The organism is Micromonospora sp. ZG13 (genome assembly GCF_059359355.1).
This window is the reverse complement of record NZ_JCADBQ010000001.1, coordinates 376121-395647: the sequence shown is the minus strand read 5'-3', so window position 1 is coordinate 395647 and position 19527 is coordinate 376121. Positions and strand designations below refer to the sequence as shown.

Sequence of the window (19527 nt, the reverse complement as noted above, 5' to 3'; positions counted from 1 at the left end):
GGCCACACCGGCCGGTCAGCTCGCGAGGCGCCAGCGCCCGTTGCGCGCGACCAGGGTGGTGAGGGCCTGCGGCATCAGGCCGGAGTGGTTGTCCGGGGTCATCCGGATCGGCCCGGAGAGACCGTCCAACTGGGTCGTCTCCAGCACGTCCCGGATGCCGTCGCGGTCGACCTCGCCGGGCTCGCCGCCCGCGCGCAGTTCGGCGTCGGCGATGAGCTGCACCGCGTCGGCGGCGAACGACGAGGAGCCGTTGTAGCTGCCGAAGCGGGCGGTGTAGTCCTGGAACCACTGCCGGCGGGCCGCCTTCGCCGGGGTCGTGGCGATCACGTCGTCGATCACCATGGTCTGGGTGAAGACCAGCGTGGCGCGTTCGGTCGCCCGGGACGCGGCACCGAGGAAGAGGTCGCCGGCCGCCGCCGCGTCGAAGAAGAGGCCGCCCTCGAACTTGGCCTGCTGCGCGGCGGTGGCGGCCAGCGTCGCCTGCTCCGCCGGGGTCCAGACGACCAGCGCGTCCGGCTTCTTCGCGATCAGGTCCTTGACCTGCTGGCCGACCTCGGTGTCGGTGGTGCGTACGGCCTCCTCGCGCACCAGCTTGACGCCGGCCTTCGCGAACTCGGCGCGCAGCGCGGTCAACCCCTCACGGCCATAGGCGTCGTCGCTGTGCAGCACGCCCGCCTTGCGTACGCCCTTGCGGCGCATCTCGCCGGCGAGGGCGGCGGCGCTGTCGGCCGCGTTCGGCGAGAGCTTGAACACGTACCGCCGTTCGGCGACCGGGGTGGACACGGCGCTGGACGCGGCGAGCGCAATGGTGGGAATTCGCTTCTCGTTGATGGTGCGTACGGCACCGACGGCGCATTCGTTGCAGCCGCCCATGATGATGGCGCTGACTTGGGAATCAGCGCTGAAGTCACCGATGTTGCGCAGCGACTCGCTCGCGTCCGACCGGTTGTCCTTCACCCTCAGCTCGACCTTCCGGCCGTTCAGCGCACCGGAGGAGTTCAGCTGCTCGACCTTCAGTTCCAGCGCCCGCTGGTACGCCTTGCCGACCGGCGCGGCGGCGCCGGAGAGTTCGAGGTCCGCGGCGATGACGATGGGACTGGTGTCCTGCTCGTCCGCCCCGAACTGGCAGCCGGTGAGCGTGGTGGCCAGCACGGCCGATGCGAGCGCCGCGGCGGTCGCGGAGCGGATGGGGCTCAACTCAGTCCTCCAGATGCGGCCCGGGCGATACCCGGTCACCGCCGGGTTGTCCGTCCTCAGTAGAGGAACGGGATCGGTCTGCCGTACGGTGTGCGCGAAGCCTGCAAAACCTTGCCAACGCCGGGCCCTGCGGTCAAGCGGAGCGTCTGAAGCGTTTCGGGACGCGTATCCCACATGGTGGGGCAACGGGAAGTTTGCAAACGCTTACTAATACGACACGGATGACCACTCTGGAGTTACATGCCCTGTTCACGGGCATGGAGAATTGAAGGTATTAGTTGACCGGATCACGGGATGCGTGCCCTCCGACCGTTTCCTACCCCGCTGCGGCTTCCCAAACAGGATCACTTCTGATGAAATCGCGGCCGTGCCGCGTGTGGCGCAGTCCGCTGCACCGGGCGCGAGTCGGCGGGGCAGGCGTGGAAGAAACGACGGAGGCGATGTCGTGAGCACCGGACCGACGACCCTGCCCGCGAGTGGCGACACCGATCAGCCGAAGCGGCGTCGGCTGCCCCGGCTCCGCGACGTGCGGATCCGCTCCAAGCTCGCGCTGATCCTGGTCGTGCCGCTCGCCGCGGTGCTCGCGCTGGCGACGGTCCGACTCGTCGCCGTCGGCGAGAACACCTTCGACGCCAACCAGGCCCGGGCGCTGACCGCGCTCTCCATCGACGTCTCCGCCCTGACGCAGGACCTGCACGCCGAGCGGATGGCCGCCGCCGCCTTCCTGTCGACCCCCCAGCAGAAGGCCGACGCCTACAACCTGCGGGTGCGCAGCACCGACGAGCGGGTCGCGGCGTACCGGGCCGAGCGCGGTCGGATCGGTGACCTGCCGTCCGCCGTACGCGAGCGGCTGGCGACCATCGACGAGCACCTGGAGACGCTCGCCGCCACCCGGCAGGAGGTGCTGGACCGCCAGCAGATGGCGGTCGCCGAGGCGGCCCTGCGCTACGGCGTCATCATCACCGACCTGGTCGCGTACGGCGACGGGCTGGCCCAGCTGCCCGGCGACGAGCGGCTCGCGGACGCCCGGCGCGCGGTCGCCGCGTTCGCCCGCGCCAAGGCGGCCGTCGCCGAGGAGCAGTCGGTCGCCTTCACCGCCCTCCTCGGCGGCCGGCTCGACGAGGAGCAGTTCTCCTCCTTCGTCGCCACGCTGACCAGCCAGCAGGAGGCGCTGGGCGCCTTCACCCTCGCCGCCGACCCGACCCAGCGGGCCCTGGTCGAGAGCACGGTCTCCGGCGACGCGGTCACCCTCGCCGACCGGGTGGCCGCCGACATCACCCGCTCGGTCGGGCAGCCCTCCCTGGTGACCGCCCAGGACGCCACCGCCGCCATCGGCGCCGTCAACGACCTGATGCGGTGGGCCGAGATCCGGCTCCAGGACCGGCTGCTCAGCCAGGCCGACCAGGCCCGCTCGGACGTCATCCGGCAGGCCGTCATCGAGACGGCGCTGGTGCTGCTCACCCTCATCGTCGCCGTGACCCTCGCCGTGGTGCTGGCCCGCTCGCTCAACCACTCGCTGCGCCGGCTGCGGGAGGGCGCCCTCTCGGTGGCGAACCACGACCTGCCGGACGCGGTCAAGCGGCTGCAGAACGTCGGCAACGTCGGCGACGGCGGCGTCGAGGAGATCGTCCGGGAGGTACGCGACCCGATCCAGCTCAACAACCGCGACGAGGTGGGCCAGGTGGCGCTCGCCTTCAACGTCGTGCACCGCGAGGCGGTCCGGGTGGCGGCCGAGCAGGCCGCGCTGCGTACCAGCGTCTCGGCGATGTTCCTCAACCTCGCCCGGCGCAGTCAGACCCTGGTCGACCGCATGATCGGTGAGCTCGACGCGATCGAGCGCGGCGAGGAGGACCCGAAGCGGCTCGCGCAGCTCTTCGAGCTGGACCACCTGGCCACCCGGATGCGCCGCAACGACGAGAACCTGCTCGTCCTGGCCGGCGCCGACTCCGCCGTGCCGCGCCGCGACGACGCCCTGCTGGTGGACGTGCTGCGGGCCGCGCAGTCCGAGGTGGAGCTCTACAACCGCATCGAGTTCGGCACCGTCGACACCGACATCTCGGTCGCCGCGCACGCCGTCAACGACGTGGTCCGCCTCGTCGCCGAGCTGCTCGACAACGCCACCCGCTTCTCGCCGCCGACCACCACCGTGGTCGCCGACGGCCGCCGGATCCGCGACTACGTCCTCATCCAGGTCGAGGACCGGGGTCTCGGCCTGACCGACGACCAGCTCGACTCGCTCAACCGGCGACTGGCCGCCCCGCCGAGCGTCGACGTCGCGGCGTTCCGGCTCATGGGTCTGGCCGTGGTCAGCCGGCTGGCCTCCCGCTACGGCATCCGGGTGGAGCTGCGCCGCAACGTGGAGGGCGGCACCGTCGCCCAGGTGACGCTGCCCGCCGCGACGGTCGTGCTGCCGCCCGTGCACAGCCGGGACCAGCAGATCACCCGGCCCCGGCAGCCGCTCGCGGTCGAGCAGAACCCGCTCACCCCGGCCGGCCTCGCCGAGCCGGCCGGCGCCGGGCGTACCGCCTCGGCCACCCTGACCGACCAGTGGCGCTCCGCCGCCCCGGCGCCGTGGCAGGCCCCGGAGCAGGCGCGGGACACCATGGCCCCGGTTCAGGCAGGTGGCCTGCCGGCGGCACCGCCGCCCGCCCCGCCGGCGCCCCCGGCCCGGCCGGCCTTCGGCGGCGTCTCGGTCGGCACGCCGACCGTCGCGTACCCCACGGTCGAGGCGCTGCCCAAGCGCGTCCCCGGCGGGGAGGCTGCGGCCCCGGGTGCGCCCGGGCTGCCGGTGGGCCCGATCGCCGGCTCGCCGGCCACCGCCGGGCTGTCGGCGGGCCTCGCCGGCTCCGACCAGGGCACCGGCCGTGGCCTCGGGGCCAACCTGGCCGCCACGGCTCCGCTCGCCCCCGCCCCGGCCGCGCCGATCACCCCGCGCCCCGAGCTGCCGGCCGAGGCGCCGATCTTCCGGGAGATGGAGGCGGTGTGGTTCCGGTCGCACGGTAACGACGCCACGGCCATCTTCACCCGCCCGGACTTCAGCCAGTCGCCCGCCGCGCAGCAGGCCGGCGGAGCGCCGAGCACCGCAGCGCCGAGCGCGGCCGCGCCGGCAGCCGCCCAGCCGGCACCGGCGCCCCGCGCGCCGCGGCTGCCCACGCGTACGCCGGGCAGCACCGACACCACCGCGCCGACCGCGCCGACCGCGCAGCCGGCACCGCCGTCGTACACCCCGCCGGCCGCGGCGCGGCCCACCACGCCGGACACACCCCCCGCGGCGCCTCCCGCGGCGCCCCCCACCCCGCCTGCGGCGCCGGTCGCGGACCCGCCGCCGGCGGCGCCCGCAGCCGACACGGAAGCCTGGCGGACGGCGGCAGACGAGGGCTGGTCCCGGGCCAGCCGGGCGGCGGCCCCCGCCACCGCCGGCACCACCCGCTCGGGGCTGCCCAAGCGGCAGCCGCAGGCACAGCTCGTGCCGGGCGGGATCGAGCCCCGGGGCGGCCGCGACCGCAGCCGGCGTACCCCGGACGAAGTTCGGGGCCTGTTGTCGGCCTACCACCGCGGCGTGCAGCGCGGCCGGGCGGCCGGCACGGACCAGAACAGCACCTCGACCAAGGAGACGAGTCGATGAACAGGCCAGCGGCCATGCAGGACATGAGTTGGTTGCTCACCAACTTCGCCGACAGCGTGGCGGGAATCGCCCACGTGGTGGCGGTGTCCGCCGACGGGCTGCTGCTCGCCTCCTCGCGGGACCTGCCCGCGGACCGGGCGGACCAGCTCGCCGCGATCACCTCGGGCGTCGTCAGCCTGACCGAGGGCGCCGCCCGGATGTTCAGCGCCGGCGGCGTGCTCCAGACGGTCATCGAGATGGACAGCGGCTACCTGTTCCTGATGTCGATCAGCGACGGCTCGTCGATGGCCGTGCTGGCGGCCCGCAGCTGCGACGTCGGTCAGGTGGGCTACGAGATGGCGCTGCTGGTCGAGCGGGTCGGTGCGGCGCTGGTGCCGCTGCCCCGGGACGCGGTGCGGTCCTAGCGGGACGCGACGTGCGGGCCGTACGTCGCCAGGAACGAGAAGATCCGGTGCCCGACCAGGGGCCCGGCCGGGAGAGGAGGTGATCGTCAATGGACCAACGGCGCGTGGACCCACGTGGTGCGCTGGTACGGCCGTACGCGGTCACCCGCGGCCGGACCGAGGCCCGGATGGACATCGCCCTGGAGGCGGTCCTGACGGCCAACGCGACCCAGGCCGCGGAGGCCCGCTTCGCGGGGCACGACAAGCACCGCATCGCCACCGTCTGCGAGGGCCGGGCACAGTCGCTGGCCGAGATCTCCGCGTACACCCGGATGCCGCTGGGCGTCACCCGGGTGCTGGTCGCCGACATGGTGGCCGAGAGCCTGCTGACGCTACACACTGCCGCTCCCGCCGAGGGGTTCGAGGAGCGGATGGAAATCCTTGGAAGGGTGCTAAGTGGACTTCGCAGGCTATGACCCCGCCGGGGCCCGCCGAAACCGGGGAATCATCTCCGCGAAGATCGTGGTCGCGGGCGGCTTCGGCGTGGGCAAGACGACGCTGGTCGGCGCGATCTCGGAGATCACCCCGCTGAGAACCGAGGCGGTGATGACCGCGGCCGGCGTCGGCATCGACGACCCGTCCAAGGTGCCGGGGAAGCAGACCACCACGGTCGCCATGGACTTCGGCCGGATCACCATGGCCGAGGACCTGATCCTGTACCTCTTCGGCACGCCGGGTCAGACCCGGTTCTGGTTCATGTGGGACGAGATCATCAAGGGCGCGGTGGGGGCGGCCGTGCTGGTCGACACCCGCCGGATCACCGACGCCTTCGCGCCGCTCGACTACTTCGAGAACCGCCGGCTGCCGTACGTCGTGGCGTTGAACCGTTTCGACGGCGCGCCGCAGTACGAGCTGGAGGAGGTCCGCGAGGCGCTGGCCATCTCGCCGGACGTGCCGCTGGTGCTGACCGACGCCCGGCACCGGGACGCCGTCAAGCAGGTGCTCGTGACCGTCGTGGAGCACGCCATGCTCCGCCTGGAGGCCGAGCACGGCCGGGGCTACCCGGCGCCGGTCGGCTGAACGGGACGGCCACCGTCTCCGGGTCGCGTCAGTCGACCCGGAGACGGTAGCCGCGCTTGACGACCGTCTGCACCACGCGGGGCGCGCGCAACCCGGCGCGCAGCCGGGCCACCGCCATCTCCACGGCGTGCTCGTCCGCGCCGCGCGGCAGCGTGCGCAGCAGGGCCGTCCGGGACAGCACCCGACCCGGCGAGCCGCACAGCGCCCGCAGCACCGCCATCGGCGCCGGCGCGAGCGGGCGCAGCTCCCCGTCCACCACGGCGGCGTGCCCGCGCAGCGTGAGCAGGTGACCGGCCACCTTCAGGGTGACCGTCCGGCGCGGCAGCTCGTCGACGATGGTCCGGACCAGGGCGCCCAGGCGGGCCCTGGCCGGCGCGCTGACCGGCACCCCGCGCCGCAGCAGCGGCTCCGCGGTGACCGCGCCCACGCAGCTGGCGAGCACGTCGCCCCGGAACGCGTCGAGCACCGCGTCGCAGCGGTCCCCGGCGGCGCGCAGCAGCGCCTCGGCCGCCGGGGCCGAGGTGAAGGTGACCGCGTCGACGAGCCGGCCGGCGACCAGGTCGATCAGGCGGTGCAGCGGGGCCGGGTCGGTCGGCGGCGCCCACCGGTAGACGGGCACCTCGATCACGGTCGCCCCGGCCGCCTCCAGCGCCAGCGTGCACTCCGGCTGCCGCTCGCCGTGTAGCTGCATGGCGACCACCTGCCCGGCCACCCCGCGCCGGCACAGGTGCGCGACCACCTCGTCGCAGCTCTCCGAGTCGGGCGACCACTGGTCGTGCAGGCCGGCGGCCCGGATGGCCCCGCGCGCCTTGGGACCCCGGGCCACCACGTACGCGTCGGCGAGCACGCCGCGCAGCGGCTCGGCCAGCCCCCAGCCCTCGGCCGCCTCCAGCCAGCCGCGCATCCCGATGCCGGTGTTGGCCATGAGGACGTCCGGGGGCCGGTCCAGGCAGGCCCGGGTGGCCTCACGCAGGTCGGTGTCGTCGGCCAGCGGCACGATCCGCAGAGCCGGGGCGATCACCACCCGGGCGCCCCGCCGTTGCAGCAGCGCGGCGAGTTCGTCCCGTCGTCGGTCGGCGGTCACCCCGATGGTGAAGCCGGCCAGTTCGTCGCGCATTCACCCCTCCCGTCGCAGCCGCACCTCGACCAGGCCGTCCCGGCAGCGCACGTCGTGCCGGGGCACGGCGACGCCGGGCAGGTCTAGGCACGCGCCGGTACGCAGGTCGTACACCTGCTTGTGCAGCGGCGACGCGACCGTCGGCACCCCGCCCCGGCTACCGACGATCCCGCGCGACAGCACGTACGCGCCGGCGACGGGGTCGAGGTTGTCGATGGCGAAGAGCCCGTCGGCGGTGCGGAACAGGGCCACCTGCACGCCGTCGACGAGCGCGGCGACGCCCCGCTCCGGCTCCAGCCGGTCGAGCGGGCAGACCGGCGCCCAGGTGCGCGTCGTCGTCATCGTGATGGTCATCGCCGTACCTCCAGCAGTCCGGGCGTCGTGGTGGTCATCGCCGTAGCTCCGGCATGCCGAGCGCGACCGGTTGGCGGACCCCGTCGGCCGGCGTACGGCCCGCCGGGACGGGTTGGCCCCGCTCCAGCGCGAACGTGATCGACGGGTCGGGCACGTCGGGGGCGTTGACGAAGGAGGCGAACCGGCGCAGTCGTACGGGGTCCTCCAGCACGTCGCGCCACTCGTCGGAGTACGACTCGACGTGCCGGGCCATCGCGGCGTCGAGTTCGGCGCACAGGCCGAGCGAGTCGTCCACGACGACGGCGCGCAGGTGCTCCAGCCCGCCCTCCATCGCCTCGATCCAGGCGGCGGTGCGTTGCAGCCGGTCGGCGGTGCGGACGTAGTACATCAGGAACCTGTCGATCAGCCGGACCAGCGCCTCCGTCGACAGGTCGGTGGCGAAGAGGTCGGCGTGCCGGGGCCGGAAGCCGCCGTTGCCGCCGACGTAGAGGTTCCAGCCGGTCTCGGTGGCGATGACGCCGAAGTCCTTGCTGCGTGCCTCGGCGCACTCGCGGGCGCAGCCCGACACCGCCGACTTGATCTTGTGTGGGGCGCGCAGCCCCCGGTAGCGCAGCTCCAGGGCGACGGCCAGCCCGACCGAGTCCTGCACCCCGTACCGGCACCACGTCTCGCCGACGCAGGACTTCACCGTGCGCAGCGCCTTGCCGTACGCGTGGCCGGACTCGAAGCCGGCGTCGACCAGCCGCCGCCAGATCTGCGGAAGCTGCTCGACCCGGGCCCCGAACAGGTCGATCCGCTGCCCGCCCGTGATCTTCGTGTAGAGCCCGAAGTCGCGGGCCACCTCGCCGATCACGATGAGCTTCTCCGGGGTGATCTCCCCGCCCGGGATCCGGGGCACCACCGAGTAGCTGCCGTCGCGTTGCAGGTTGGCCAGGAAGTGGTCGTTGGTGTCCTGCAACGACGCCTGCTCGCCGTCCAGCACGTGCCCGGTGCCCAGCGAGGCGAGGATCGAGGCGACCACCGGTTTGCAGATGTCGCAGCCGCGACCCCGGCCGTGCTCGGCGACGAGCTGCGAGAAGGTACGGATGCCGCGCACCCGGACGATGTCGAACAGCTCCTGCCGGCTGGCGTCGAAGTGCTCGCAGAGCGCGGTGGACTGCCGCACCCCGGCGGCGTCGAGGAGCTGCTTGAGCATCGGCACGCAGGAGCCGCAGCTCGTACCCGCCCGGGTGCACGCCTTCAGCGCCGGCACGTCCGCGCAGCCACCGGCGATCGCGTCGTCGATGTCGGCGCGGGTCACCGCGTTGCAGGAGCACACCTGGGCGGCGGCGGGCAGCGCCCCCGCGCCCGCCCCCGGCGCGCCGGCGGGGGCGAGCAGCGCCAGCGGGGGAGCGGGCAGCGGGCCGCCGACGCTGGCCCGCAGCGTCGGGTAGGCGCTCGCGTCGCCGACCAGCACCCCGCCGAGCAGGGTCTGCGCGTCGTCGGAGAGGACCAGCTTGGCGTAGACCCGGGTGGCCGGGTCGGTGAACGTCACGTCGAGGCAGCCCGGCGTGGTGCCGTGCGCGTCGCCGAACGAGGCCACGTCCACGCCGAGCAGCTTCAGCTTCGTGGCGGTGTCCGCGCCGGGGAAGGTGGCCGCCCCGCCGACCAGCCGGTCGGCGACCACCTCGGCCATCGCGTACCCGGGGGCGACCAGGCCGTGGCAGACGCCGTCGACGGCGGCACACTCGCCGACCGCCCAGATCCGCGCGTCGGCGCTGCGGCAGGCGTCGTCGACCAGCACCCCGCCGCGCGGGCCCAGGGCGAGAGCGGCCGCCCGGGCCAGCTCGTCGCGGGGACGGATGCCGGCGGCGACCACCACCAGGTCGGCGTCGACGACGGTCCCGTCGGCCAGCTCCAGCCCGGCGACCGCGCCGTCGGGCCCGGGCCGCAGCGCGGTGGTGGCGACGCCCAGGTGGGTCGCCACGCCCAGTTCGTCGACGTAGCGGCGCAGCATAGCGCCGCCGGCCGTGTCGACCTGCACGGGCATCAGCCGGGGCGCGAACTCCACCACGGCGGTGTCGAGCCCGAGCAGCCGCAGCGCGTTCGCCGCCTCCAGCCCGAGCAGCCCGCCGCCGACGACCGCGCCGGTGCGCCGGCCCCGCGCGTACTCCCGGATCGCCGCCAGGTCGTCCAGCGTGCGGTAGACGAAGACCCCGGGCAGGGTCGCGCCGGCCACCGGCGGCACGAACGCGGACGAGCCGGTGGCCAGCACCAGGGCGTCGTACGGGTGCTCGCCGGCCGCCGTACGGACCAGCCGCCGCTCGCGGTCGATCTCCGTGGCCGGCTCGCCCAGGCGCAGTTCCACCCCGTCGTCGGGGGTGTGCAGGTTCAGCTCCTCGGCGCCGACCCCGTCGAAGAAGGCCGAGAGCCGCACCCGGTCGTACGCCGGGCGGTTCTCCTCGGCGAGCACGGTGACCCGCCACCGCCCCTGCGGGTCGCGGGCGCGCAGCGCGTCGACGAAGCGCTGCCCGACCATCCCGTTGCCGACGACCACCAACCGGCCACCGTTCATGACGGCACTCCGCTCCGCTGCGTGCCGTCATGAGGCACCGTCGCACTGAGCCTGCTGATTCGCTCGCTCCGCTCGCTCATCGCGCCACCTCCACCGATTCCACCTCGGACAACCAGTCGACGATGCCGGCGACGGCGTCCCGGCAGCCGCCGCATCCCGTACCGGCCCGGGTCGCGGCGACCACGGCGTCGACCGTCCGGGCCCCGGAGCGCCAGCAACCCACCAGCGCCCCCTTGCTGACGTCGTTGCACCGGCAGACGGTCGCCGCGTCCGGCATCAGCGCCGGGGTGGCGGCCGGCGCTGCTGTCGCCGCGCCGAACGACCGGCCGAGTAGCAGGGAACGCCGGTCGGCCGGCACCGGCTGGCCCCGGTCGAAGAGCTGGATGACCGTGCCGACCGCCGGGTTGTCGCCGAGCAGGATCGCGGCGGTCAGCCGCTCGTCGCGGATGCGCAGCCGGGCGTACGTGCCCCGGGCCGGGTCGGCGAAGGTCAGCTCCTCGCCGGTCCCGCCGTCGCCCGGGTCGCCCATGGCGGCGAGGTCGATGCCGGCCGCCTTGAGCCGGGTCACCGCAGGCCGGGGCCGGTAGCGGGCGCCCGGGTCCTCCCCGGTGAGCAGCTGCGCCACCACCCGGGCCTGCGCCCAGGCCGGGGCGACCAGCCCGGTGAGGGCACCGTCGTGCTGGGCGCAGTCGCCGATCGCCGAGATCCGCGGGTCGCTGGTGCGCAGCCGGTCGTCGACCAGCACGCCCCGCTCGACGGCCAGCCCCGCCGAGGCGGCGAGGGCGGTGTCGGGGCGTACCCCGCAGGAGAGGACCAGCAGGTCGGCGGCGAGCGAGCGGCCGTCGGCCAGGTCGAGGCGTACCCCGTCGGCGTCCGCGACCACCTCCGTGGCCGACACGGCCAGGTGGGTGGTCACCCCGAGGCCGGCGAGGGTGTCGGCCAGCACGGCCGCGCCGGCCGGGTCGAGCTGCCGTTCCATCAGGTACGGCACCGGGTGCACCACCCCGACGGCCAAACCCCGGGCGGCGAGCCCGCGGGCCGCCTCCAGCCCGAGCAGCCCGCCGCCGAGCACCAGGGCGCTGCGCGCGCCGTCGGCCACGGCGAGGATCCGCCGGCAGTCGTCGAGGGTGCGGAACGGCACCACCCGCTCCGGCAGCCCGGGCCCGGCCAGCCCCGGCAGCGGGGGTACGACGGCCCGGCTGCCGGTGGCGAGCACCAGATGGTCGTACGCGACGCGGTCGCCGTCGTCGGTGTGGACGGTCGCGGCGGCGCGGTCGACGGCGGTGACGGCCACCCCGCTGCGCAGGTCGACGCCCTGCCCGGCGGCCTCGGCCAGCTCCACGTCCGCCTCGCCGATCCGGCCCGCCAGCAGCGTGGAGAGCATGATCCGGTTGTACGCCCGGTGCGGCTCCGCGCCGAGCACGGTGACCTTGCGGTCCCCGCCCCGGGCGTGCAGCTCGCCGGCCAGCCGGGAGCCCGCCATCCCGTTGCCGACGATCACGACCCGCTCGGTCATGGCCGCGCTACCGGGCTCTGCGGGACGGTTCGCTCGCTCATGGTGCGTCCACCCTTTCCAGCCGGACGGCGCAGATCTTGAACTCCGGCATCCCGGAGACCGGGTCGACGGCGTCGTTGGTGACCGAGTTGGCCCGCGCGGCGCCACCCCAGTGGAACGGCGCGAAGACGGTGTCCGGCCGGATGGCGGTGCTGAGCCGGGCCGGCGCGCGCAGCTCACCCCGGCGCGAGACCACCCGCACCGGCTCGCCGTCGCCGATGCCGAGCCGCCCGGCCAGGTCGGGGTGCAGCTCGACGAAGGCGTCCGGGGCGGCCCGGCGCAGGGCGGCGACCCGGCGGGTCTGGGTGCCCGACTGGTACTGGGCGAGCACCCGGCCGGTAGTGAAGTGCAGCGGATACTCGGCGCACACCTCCTCGGCCGCCGGCCGGTGTTCGACGGCGTGGAAGCGGGCCCGCCCGTCCGGGGTGGCGAAGCGGTCGGCGAAGAGCCGGGGGGTGTCCGGGGCGTCCTCGGCCGGGCAGGGCCAGAAGACGCCGTCGTGCGCGTCGATCCGCTCCCAGCTCACCCCGGCGTAGTCGGCGGTCCCGCCGGCCGAGGCCCGCCGCAGCTCCGCGAACACGACCCGCGGGTCGCTGGCGTCCGCGCCGCCGGCACCATCCCGGAGGCGGGCGGTCAGGTCGGCGAGGATCTCCAGGTCCGTACGGACCTCCGGCGGCGGCGTACGCAGGGCGCGGCGGCGCAGCACCCGGCCCTCCAGGTTGGTCATCGTGCCGTCCTCCTCGGCCCACTGGGCGGTGGGCAGCACCACGTCGGCCAGCGCGGCCGTCTCGGAGAGCAGGAAGTCGGCGACCACCAGCAGGTCGAGGTCCCGTAGCCGGCCCTCGATCCGGGCCGCCCGGGGCGCGGAGACCACCGGATTCGAGCCGAAGACCAGCAGCGCCTTCGGCCCGGCGGGCGTGCCCAGCGACTCCAGCAGCTCGTACGCCGGCACGCCCGGCCCGGGCAGGTCCTCGGCCGGCACCCCCCAGACCCCGGCGACGTGTTCCCGGGCGGCCGGGTCGTCGATCCTGCGGTAGCCGGGGAGCTGGTCGGCCTTCTGCCCGTGCTCCCGGCCGCCCTGTCCGTTGCCCTGTCCGGTGAGGCAGCCGTAGCCGGAGCCGGGGCGTCCGGGCAGCCCGAGGGCGAGCGCCAGGTTGACGAAGCCGGTGACGGTGTCGACGCCCTTGGCGTGCTGCTCGGCGCCGCGCGCGGTCAGGATGATCACGCGTCCGGCGGTGCCGAGGGCCCGGGCGGTCGCCTCCAGGTCGGCCACCGGCACCCCGGAGAGCGCCTCGGCGCGGGCCGGCCACCAGCCGGCCACGCTCCGGCGGACCGCCTCGAAGCCGGTGGTGCGGTCGGCCACGTACTCCCTGTCGATCCAGCCCTCGGTGAGCGCGATGTGCAGCAGCGCGTTCGCCACCGCCAGGTCGGTGCCCGGCAGGGGTTGTAGGTGCAGGTCGGCCAGCCGGGCGGTGGCGGTGACCCGGGGGTCGACCACGATCAGCCGGCCGCCGCGTTCGCGCTGCTCGGTGAGCCAGCGCACGAGCGGGGGCATGGTCTCCGCCGGGTTTGCGCCGACGAGCAGCAGCGTGTCGGCCCGGCCGAGGTCGGCCAGGGGGAACGGCAGTCCCCGGTCGATGCCGAAGGCGCGCGTGCCGGCCGCCGCCGCCGAGGACATGCAGAACCGTCCGTTGTAGTCGATGTGCTTCGTGCGCAGCGCCACCCGGGCGAACCTGCCCAGCGCGTACGCCTTCTCGTTGGTGAGCCCGCCGCCGCCGAAGACGGCCACCGCGTCGCGGCCGTGTCCCTCCTGGACGGCGCGCAGGCCGGTGACGATCCGATCGAGGGCGGCGTCCCAGCTCGCCGGGCGCAGGCCGCCCCCGGTCGGGTCCCGCAGCAGCGGGGTGGTCAGCCGCTCAGGGTGGTCGAGCAGTTCGGCGGCGGTCCAGCCCTTCTGGCAGAGGCCGCCCCGGTTGGTGGGGAACCGCCGGGGGAGCACCGTCACCCGGTCGGGCTCCTCGCGCAGCGTCATCCCGCACTGGAGGGCGCAGTACGGGCAGTGCGTCGCCACCTCCCGGGGCGTGCGCCCCGGTCCGGTCGCCGCGTGTGCACCGTCTGTCATGTCGGCAAAGCGTGCCGGGGGGCGATTTCCGGTCCGGGTCCCGTTTGTTTCGGTCCTGTCAAGAGCCGCTCACACCGCACGGGGGCGGCGGATCGGCTCGCGGGGGTCTACAATCTGGGAAATCAGTCCTATATTTCGGGAGACACGATGGACGTGGCCGAGGTCTTCGACGCGGTGGCCGGCAGCTACGACGAGGCCCGCCGTCGCCTGGTGCCCTGCTTCGACGCCTTCTACGGCACCGCCGTCGAGGTGGCCGCGCCACCGTTGCGCGCCGCGCTCGCCGCGGGGCGTACCCCCGAGGTGCTGGACCTGGGCGCGGGCACCGGGCTGCTGTCGCTGCTGCTCGCCGCGGCGGTGCCCGGGGCCCGGCTGACCCTGGTCGACGCCGCGCCGGCCATGCTCGCCGTCGCCGCCGACCACCTGCGCGCCCGCGGGGTGGCCCACCGGACGGTCCTGGCCGACCTGGCCGACCCGCTGCCGGCCGGCCGCTACGACGCGGTGGTCAGCGCGCTGGCCGTGCACCACCTCGACGACGCCGGTAAGCGCGCGCTCTACCGCCGGGTGCCGGCGGCGCTGGCGCCCGGCGGCGTCTTCGTCAACGCCGAGCAGGTCGCCGGCCCCACGGCCGCGCTGGACCGGCGCTACCACGAGGTGTGGCTGGGGCAGGTCGCCGCGCTGGGCTCCGACGCCGACGAGATCGCCGCCGCCGAGGGCCGGATGGCGTACGACCGGCCGGCCCCGGTCGACGCGCAGTGCCGCTGGCTCGCCGAGGCGGGCCTGGTCGACGTCGACTGCTTCTTCAAGCAGTGGCGGTTTGCCGTGTTCGGCGGCCGGCGCGAATAGCGGGCCGCGGCGGGATGACTGCCGGTCATACCGCTGGGTAGTCTGCTCGGCATGACTGCCAAGGTGACCCTGTCGTTCTCGGACGAGACGATCGAGGAGGCCCGGCGGTTCGCCAAACGCGAAGGGCTCTCCCTCTCGGCGTGGATGGACCAGGCGGCCCGCGAGAAGGCGCTGCGCGAGGTCTTCACCGCGCACGCCGCCGCCGTCGGCCGGGCCGGTCTCGACCTCGAAGCCGCCGCCCTCGCCGACGCCCGCGAGGTGGGCATGGTCGACGACGTGCTCTTCGGCGGGCGCCCGCGTGCTGCGTAGGGGCGAGGTCTGGCGCATCGACGGCGCCCGGGAACGGCTCGGGCTGGTGATCAGCTCCGACGTCTACAACTCCACCGACGTGCCGATCGTGATCGTGGCCGAGGTGGTCGAGGAGGCGCTGCTGCGCGACTCGCCCCTGGCGGTGCGGATGGGCGCGTACGTGGTGATGCCCGACCGGCTCTCCTCGCCGATGAAGAAGTGGTTCACGGAGTGCGTGGACGTCGCCGACACCGAGACCATGCTCCGGGTCGGTCGGGCGCTGCGTATCCTCCAGGAGCTCTGACATCTCACGGGCCGCACCCGCCCGCGGTGCGGTCTCCGTTTCCGGCCCGACCCGCGACGGGCACGGTCGGGTAATCCACGGTTCCTAGCGTTCCTCCAGGTCACACCGACGAGGAGGAGTCGCCGTGAGCACACTGGCCCCCACCGCACCCCTGGCCGAGGCCGCCCCGCCGGCCGCCGGCCGCCGGCGCCGCATCGACGACTGGCGGCCCGAGGACCCGGACTTCTGGCGTACGACCGGGGCGCCGATCGCCCGCCGCAACCTCTGGGTCTCGATCTTCGCCGAGCACGTCGGCTTCTCCGTGTGGAGCCTCTGGTCCGTCACGGTGCTCTTCCTCGGCCCCGAGTACGGCATCGACCCGGCGGGCAAGTTCCTGCTCACCGCCGTGCCGGCCGCCCTCGGGGCGGCGCTGCGGCTGCCCTACACGCTGGCCGTGGCGCGCTTCGGCGGACGGACCTGGACGATCGTCAGCGCGCTGCTGCTGCTCGTCCCGGCCGTGCCGATGACGGTGCTGCTGGAGCCCGGCGTCTCCTACTCCACCCTGATGGTGCTGGCCTGCCTGACCGGCGTGGGCGGGGGCAACTTCGCCTCCTCGATGGCGAACATCAACCTCTTCTACCCGTCTTGGCTCAAGGGCCGGGCCCTCGGGCTCAACGCCGGTGGCGGGAACCTCGGCGTGCCGGCGGTGCAACTGGTCGGCCTGGCGGTGCTGGCGACGGCGGGCGCCGCGTACCCCCGCCTGGTGCCGGCGGTCTACCTGCCGCTGATCGTGCTGGCCGCGCTCGCCGCGGCGCGCTGGCTGGACGACGTCCCGGGGGCGCGCAACGAGCCCGGCGCGCTGCGCGAGGCCGCCCGCGATCCGCACACCTGGATCATGTCGCTGCTCTACGTCGGCACCTTCGGCTCGTTCATCGGCTTCGGCTTCGCCTTCGGCCAGGTGCTCCAGCTCCAGTTCGCCGAGCGCTTCCCGACCCCGGCCGACGCCGTCTGGCTGACCTTCCTCGGCCCGCTGATCGGTTCGCTGGTCCGGCCGGTCGGCGGGCACCTCGCCGACCGCCTCGGCGGGGCCCGGGTGACCTTCTGGAACTTCGTCGCGATGGCGGCCGGCGCCTCGCTGGTGCTGTACGCCGCCCGCGAGCGGTCGTTCGGGCTCTACCTGCTCGGCTTCCTGTCGCTCTTCGTCTTCTCCGGCATCGGCAACGGCTCGACGTACAAGATGATCCCGGCGATCTTCCGGGCCCGCGCGACGGCCGACGTGGCGGCCGGTCGGCGGGAGGCGGCCCCGGCGCAGCGCTGGGCCGTGCGGATGACCGGCTCGCTCATCGGTGTCGCCGGGGCGGTCGGGGCCTCCGGCGGGGTGCTGGTGAACGTCGCCTTCCGGCAGTCGTTCCTGACCCGGGGCAGCGCGGACGCGGCGTACGTCGCCTTCATCGCCGCGTACGCGGTCTGCCTCGCGGTGACGTGGCTGGTCTATCTGCGGCCGGGAGCCCACCGGCCGGCCGGGGAGTGAGCCCCGCCGGGTATCCTCGGAGGGCCAGGCGGGGGCGGTACCCCGTTTTGACCTGCCGACGGGGCGGCGGGTATCGTTGCCTGCTGTTGTACGACATCCAGAGGCGTGCCGCCTGAGGTACGCTTGGTCGTTCGTGCGCGCCCGGTAACCTCGGCGCGCGACCCCAGACCGACGACGAGACAAGGTATACCTGTGCGTACGTACAGCCCGAAGCCGGGTGAGATCGAGCGTCAGTGGCACGTCATCGACGCCTCTGATGTCGTGCTGGGCCGCCTGGCCACCCACGCCGCCACGCTGCTGCGCGGCAAGCACAAGCCGACTTTCGCGCCGCACGTCGACACGGGCGACTTCGTCGTCATCGTGAACGCGGGCAAGGTCGCGCTGACCGGCAACAAGCGCCACACCAAGGTCGCCTACCGCCACTCCGGCTACCCGGGTGGTCTGAAGCAGGTCGGCTACGACGAGCTGCTGACCAAGCGTCCCGAGCGGGCCATCGAGCTGGCCGTCAAGGGCATGCTCCCGCACAACAAGCTCGGCCGTCAGCTCATCAAGAAGCTGAAGGTCTACGCCGGTGCCGAGCACCCGCACGGCGCGCAGCAGCCGGTGCCGTTCGAGATCAAGCAGATCGCGCAGTGAGCGCGGGCGAAGGAAACAGCATGACCGACATCACCGAGACCGAGGTCGCCCCCGAGGCCACCGAGGCGCCGGCGCCCGTCGCCCGCGCGCCGCGTGGTGACCGCCCGATCCAGACCGTGGGTCGGCGCAAGGAGGCCATCGTCCGGGTGCGCATCGTCCCCGGCAGCGGCAAGATCACCTGCAACGGCCGTGACCTCGAGGCCTACTTCCCGAGCAAGGTGCACCAGCAGCTCATCAAGGACCCGCTGGTCACCGCCGAGAAGCCGGAGGCGTTCGACGTCATCGCCAACCTGCGTGGCGGCGGCACCACCGGTCAGGCCGGCGCGCTGCGGCTCGCCATCGCCCGGGCCCTGATCGTCAACGAGCCGGACGACCGCCCGGCGCTGAAGAAGGCCGGCTTCCTCACCCGGGACGCCCGGGTCAAGGAAAGCAAGAAGTACGGCCTCAAGAAGGCCCGCAAGGCTCCCCAGTACTCGAAGCGCTGATCAACAGCTGCACGTTGTACTTCTGACGAACGGCCGGGTTCACCTCCCCTGGATGGGAGGTGGCCCGGCCGTTCGCCTTTCCTGGACCGTTTCATCGGAGGTTGGCGGGTATGGGCCGGTTGTTCGGCACGGACGGCGTACGCGGGCGGGCGAACGCGGATCTCACGCCTGAGTTGGCGCTGGCGGTGGCGGTCGCCGCCGCGCACACGCTCGCCGAGTCGGACCGGAGCCATCCTCCGCTGGCCGTGGTCGGGCGCGACACCCGGGCCAGCGGCGAGATGCTGGAGGCCGCCGTGGTCGCCGGGCTCACCAGCGCCGGCGCCAACGTGGTCCGGGTGGGTGTGCTGCCCACCCCGGCCGTGGCGTTCCTCACCGCCGAGGCCAAGGCCGACCTGGGCGTGATGCTCTCCGCCTCGCACAACCCGATGCCCGACAACGGGATCAAGCTCTTCGCCGCCGGCGGGCACAAGCTGCCGGACGAGATCGAGATGCGGATCGAGGCGGCCGTCGAGGCGAACGCCACCACCGCCTGGAAGCGGCCGATCGGCGCCGGCGTCGGCCGGGTGCACGACCTGCTCGACGGCGCCGACCACTACGTGCAGCACCTGATCGGCACGGTGCCGCACCGCCTCGACGGGATCAAGGTCGTGGTCGACTGCGCCAACGGCGCGGCGGCCGAGGTGGCGCCGGTGGCGTACCGGGAGGCCGGTGCCGAGGTCGTCGCCATCCACGCCGAGCCGGACGGGCTCAACATCAACGACGAGTGCGGCTCCAACCACATCGAAGCCCTGCGGGCCGCCGTGGTCGAGCACGGCGCGCACCTGGGCATCGCCCACGACGGCGACGCCGACCGGTGCGTCGCGGTGACCGCCGACGGGGACGAGGTCGACGGCGACCAGGTGATGGCGATCCTCGCGCTCGCCATGCGTGAGGCCGGCACGCTCACCGACGACACCCTCGTCGCCACCGTGATGAGCAACCTCGGCCTGCGGCTGGCCATGTCCGCGCAGGGCATCCGGCTGCTGGAGACCAAGGTCGGCGACCGGTACGTGCTGGAGGAGCTGCGCGCGTCCGGCCTGGCGCTGGGCGGCGAGCAGAGCGGGCACATCGTCATGCCGGCGTACGCCACCACCGGCGACGGCGTGCTGACCGGGCTGCACCTGATGTCCCGGCTCGCCGCCACCGGCAGGTCCCTCGCGGAGCTGGCCGCCGTGGTCACCAAGCTGCCGCAGGTGCTGATCAACGTGCCGGTCGGCGACCGTACGGTCGGCGCTGCCGCGCCCGCCGTCCGGGCCGAGGTCGAGCGCGCCGAGGCGGAGCTGGGGGAGACCGGGCGGGTGCTGCTGCGTCCCTCCGGCACCGAGCCGCTGGTCCGGGTCATGGTCGAGGCGGCCACCGAGCGCGCCGCCCGCGAGACGGCCGAGCGCATCGCCGAGCAGGTCCGCACCGCCAGCCCGACCGCCTGACTTCTCCC

General features: G+C 74.2%; 17 protein-coding genes. 11 read left to right on the top strand and 6 right to left on the bottom strand.

All coding sequences use genetic code 11. The features are described from left to right. Positions 1 to 15 precede the first annotated feature (15 nt). The gene (locus AC5L34_RS01815) at positions 16 to 1197 is read right to left on the bottom strand and encodes an ABC transporter substrate-binding protein (RefSeq protein ID WP_441175524.1); all 1182 of its coding nucleotides are present in this window, start codon (positions 1195 to 1197) and stop codon (positions 16 to 18) included. Between the two features lie 445 nt (positions 1198 to 1642). Here AC5L34_RS01815 and AC5L34_RS01810 point away from each other — a divergent pair, with 445 nt between their 5' ends. From AC5L34_RS01810 to AC5L34_RS01795, 4 genes are all read left to right on the top strand, one after another. Continuing rightward, on the top strand, positions 1643 to 4822 hold the full coding sequence (locus AC5L34_RS01810; RefSeq protein ID WP_494823675.1) for a sensor histidine kinase: 3180 nt from the start codon (positions 1643 to 1645) through the stop codon (positions 4820 to 4822). Next, positions 4819 to 5226 (top strand): roadblock/LC7 domain-containing protein, encoded by a 408-nt coding sequence (locus AC5L34_RS01805; RefSeq protein WP_067359650.1) that lies wholly within the window; start codon positions 4819 to 4821, stop codon positions 5224 to 5226. The genes AC5L34_RS01810 and AC5L34_RS01805 overlap by 4 nt, the downstream gene beginning before the upstream one ends. 89 nt (positions 5227 to 5315) lie before the next feature. Continuing rightward, the gene (locus AC5L34_RS01800; RefSeq protein ID WP_363894328.1) at positions 5316 to 5681 is read left to right on the top strand and encodes a DUF742 domain-containing protein; all 366 of its coding nucleotides are present in this window, start codon (positions 5316 to 5318) and stop codon (positions 5679 to 5681) included. Beyond that, positions 5662 to 6285 (top strand): GTP-binding protein, encoded by a 624-nt coding sequence (locus AC5L34_RS01795; protein ID WP_088998389.1) that lies wholly within the window; start codon positions 5662 to 5664, stop codon positions 6283 to 6285. Before AC5L34_RS01800 ends, AC5L34_RS01795 begins: the two co-directional genes overlap by 20 nt. Before the next feature lie 28 nt (positions 6286 to 6313). On the opposite strand, the gene AC5L34_RS01790 is transcribed toward AC5L34_RS01795, so the two are convergent. From AC5L34_RS01790 to AC5L34_RS01770, 5 genes are all read right to left on the bottom strand, one after another. Then, positions 6314 to 7402 (bottom strand): uroporphyrinogen-III synthase, encoded by a 1089-nt coding sequence (locus AC5L34_RS01790; RefSeq protein ID WP_441175526.1) that lies wholly within the window; start codon positions 7400 to 7402, stop codon positions 6314 to 6316. Beyond that, the gene (gene nirD / locus AC5L34_RS01785; RefSeq protein ID WP_396869379.1) at positions 7403 to 7756 is read right to left on the bottom strand and encodes a nitrite reductase small subunit NirD; all 354 of its coding nucleotides are present in this window, start codon (positions 7754 to 7756) and stop codon (positions 7403 to 7405) included. A 34-nt stretch (positions 7757 to 7790) separates the two neighbouring features. Then, positions 7791 to 10310, bottom strand: a complete 2520-nt coding sequence (gene nirB, locus AC5L34_RS01780) for a nitrite reductase large subunit NirB (protein ID WP_441175527.1) — start codon at positions 10308 to 10310, stop codon at positions 7791 to 7793. Between the two features lie 76 nt (positions 10311 to 10386). Next, on the bottom strand, positions 10387 to 11826 hold the full coding sequence (locus AC5L34_RS01775) for an FAD-dependent oxidoreductase (protein WP_494823674.1): 1440 nt from the start codon (positions 11824 to 11826) through the stop codon (positions 10387 to 10389). Between the two features lie 37 nt (positions 11827 to 11863). Further along, positions 11864 to 13987 (bottom strand): molybdopterin oxidoreductase family protein, encoded by a 2124-nt coding sequence (locus AC5L34_RS01770; protein ID WP_494823673.1) that lies wholly within the window; start codon positions 13985 to 13987, stop codon positions 11864 to 11866. Between the two features lie 147 nt (positions 13988 to 14134). Between AC5L34_RS01770 and AC5L34_RS01765 the strand changes: the two genes are divergently transcribed. From AC5L34_RS01765 to glmM, 7 genes are all read left to right on the top strand, one after another. After that, positions 14135 to 14830 carry a class I SAM-dependent methyltransferase gene (locus tag AC5L34_RS01765; protein WP_441175530.1) on the top strand — a complete coding sequence of 232 codons (696 nt, stop codon included), beginning with the start codon at positions 14135 to 14137 and terminating at the stop codon, positions 14828 to 14830. A 51-nt stretch (positions 14831 to 14881) separates the two neighbouring features. Then, entirely contained in the window at positions 14882 to 15139 is a 258-nt protein-coding gene (locus AC5L34_RS01760; RefSeq protein WP_088998395.1) for a DUF6364 family protein, read from the top strand. Continuing rightward, positions 15129 to 15422, top strand: a complete 294-nt coding sequence (locus AC5L34_RS01755) for a type II toxin-antitoxin system PemK/MazF family toxin (protein ID WP_088998396.1) — start codon at positions 15129 to 15131, stop codon at positions 15420 to 15422. The genes AC5L34_RS01760 and AC5L34_RS01755 overlap by 11 nt, the downstream gene beginning before the upstream one ends. A 124-nt stretch (positions 15423 to 15546) precedes the next feature. After that, positions 15547 to 16932, top strand: a complete 1386-nt coding sequence (locus AC5L34_RS01750; RefSeq protein WP_441175531.1) for an MFS transporter — start codon at positions 15547 to 15549, stop codon at positions 16930 to 16932. Positions 16933 to 17124: 192 nt separating this feature from the next. Beyond that, positions 17125 to 17568, top strand: coding sequence for a 50S ribosomal protein L13 (rplM, locus tag AC5L34_RS01745; protein ID WP_088998398.1), 444 nt, complete (start codon positions 17125 to 17127; stop codon positions 17566 to 17568). A 20-nt stretch (positions 17569 to 17588) separates the two neighbouring features. Further along, a complete protein-coding gene (rpsI, locus tag AC5L34_RS01740; protein ID WP_088998399.1) occupies positions 17589 to 18053 on the top strand; it encodes a 30S ribosomal protein S9 in 465 nt (154 codons plus the stop codon). 110 nt (positions 18054 to 18163) lie between these two features. Continuing rightward, a complete protein-coding gene (gene glmM, locus AC5L34_RS01735; RefSeq protein WP_101412773.1) occupies positions 18164 to 19519 on the top strand; it encodes a phosphoglucosamine mutase in 1356 nt (451 codons plus the stop codon). The last annotated feature ends 8 nt before the right edge of the window (positions 19520 to 19527 follow it).

Coding starts and splice junctions, on each gene's coding strand:
- AC5L34_RS01805 (WP_067359650.1), top strand. CDS start 4,819: ATGAACAGGCCAGCGGCCATGCAGGACATGAGTTGGTTGCTCACCAAC.
- AC5L34_RS01800 (WP_363894328.1), top strand. CDS start 5,316: ATGGACCAACGGCGCGTGGACCCACGTGGTGCGCTGGTACGGCCGTAC.
- AC5L34_RS01790 (WP_441175526.1), bottom strand. CDS start 7,402: ATGCGCGACGAACTGGCCGGCTTCACCATCGGGGTGACCGCCGACCGA.
- nirD (WP_396869379.1), bottom strand. CDS start 7,756: ATGACCATCACGATGACGACGACGCGCACCTGGGCGCCGGTCTGCCCG.
- nirB (WP_441175527.1), bottom strand. CDS start 10,310: ATGAACGGTGGCCGGTTGGTGGTCGTCGGCAACGGGATGGTCGGGCAG.
- AC5L34_RS01775 (WP_494823674.1), bottom strand. CDS start 11,826: ATGACCGAGCGGGTCGTGATCGTCGGCAACGGGATGGCGGGCTCCCGG.
- AC5L34_RS01770 (WP_494823673.1), bottom strand. CDS start 13,987: ATGACAGACGGTGCACACGCGGCGACCGGACCGGGGCGCACGCCCCGG.
- AC5L34_RS01765 (WP_441175530.1), top strand. CDS start 14,135: ATGGACGTGGCCGAGGTCTTCGACGCGGTGGCCGGCAGCTACGACGAG.
- AC5L34_RS01760 (WP_088998395.1), top strand. CDS start 14,882: ATGACTGCCAAGGTGACCCTGTCGTTCTCGGACGAGACGATCGAGGAG.
- rpsI (WP_088998399.1), top strand. CDS start 17,589: ATGACCGACATCACCGAGACCGAGGTCGCCCCCGAGGCCACCGAGGCG.
- glmM (WP_101412773.1), top strand. CDS start 18,164: ATGGGCCGGTTGTTCGGCACGGACGGCGTACGCGGGCGGGCGAACGCG.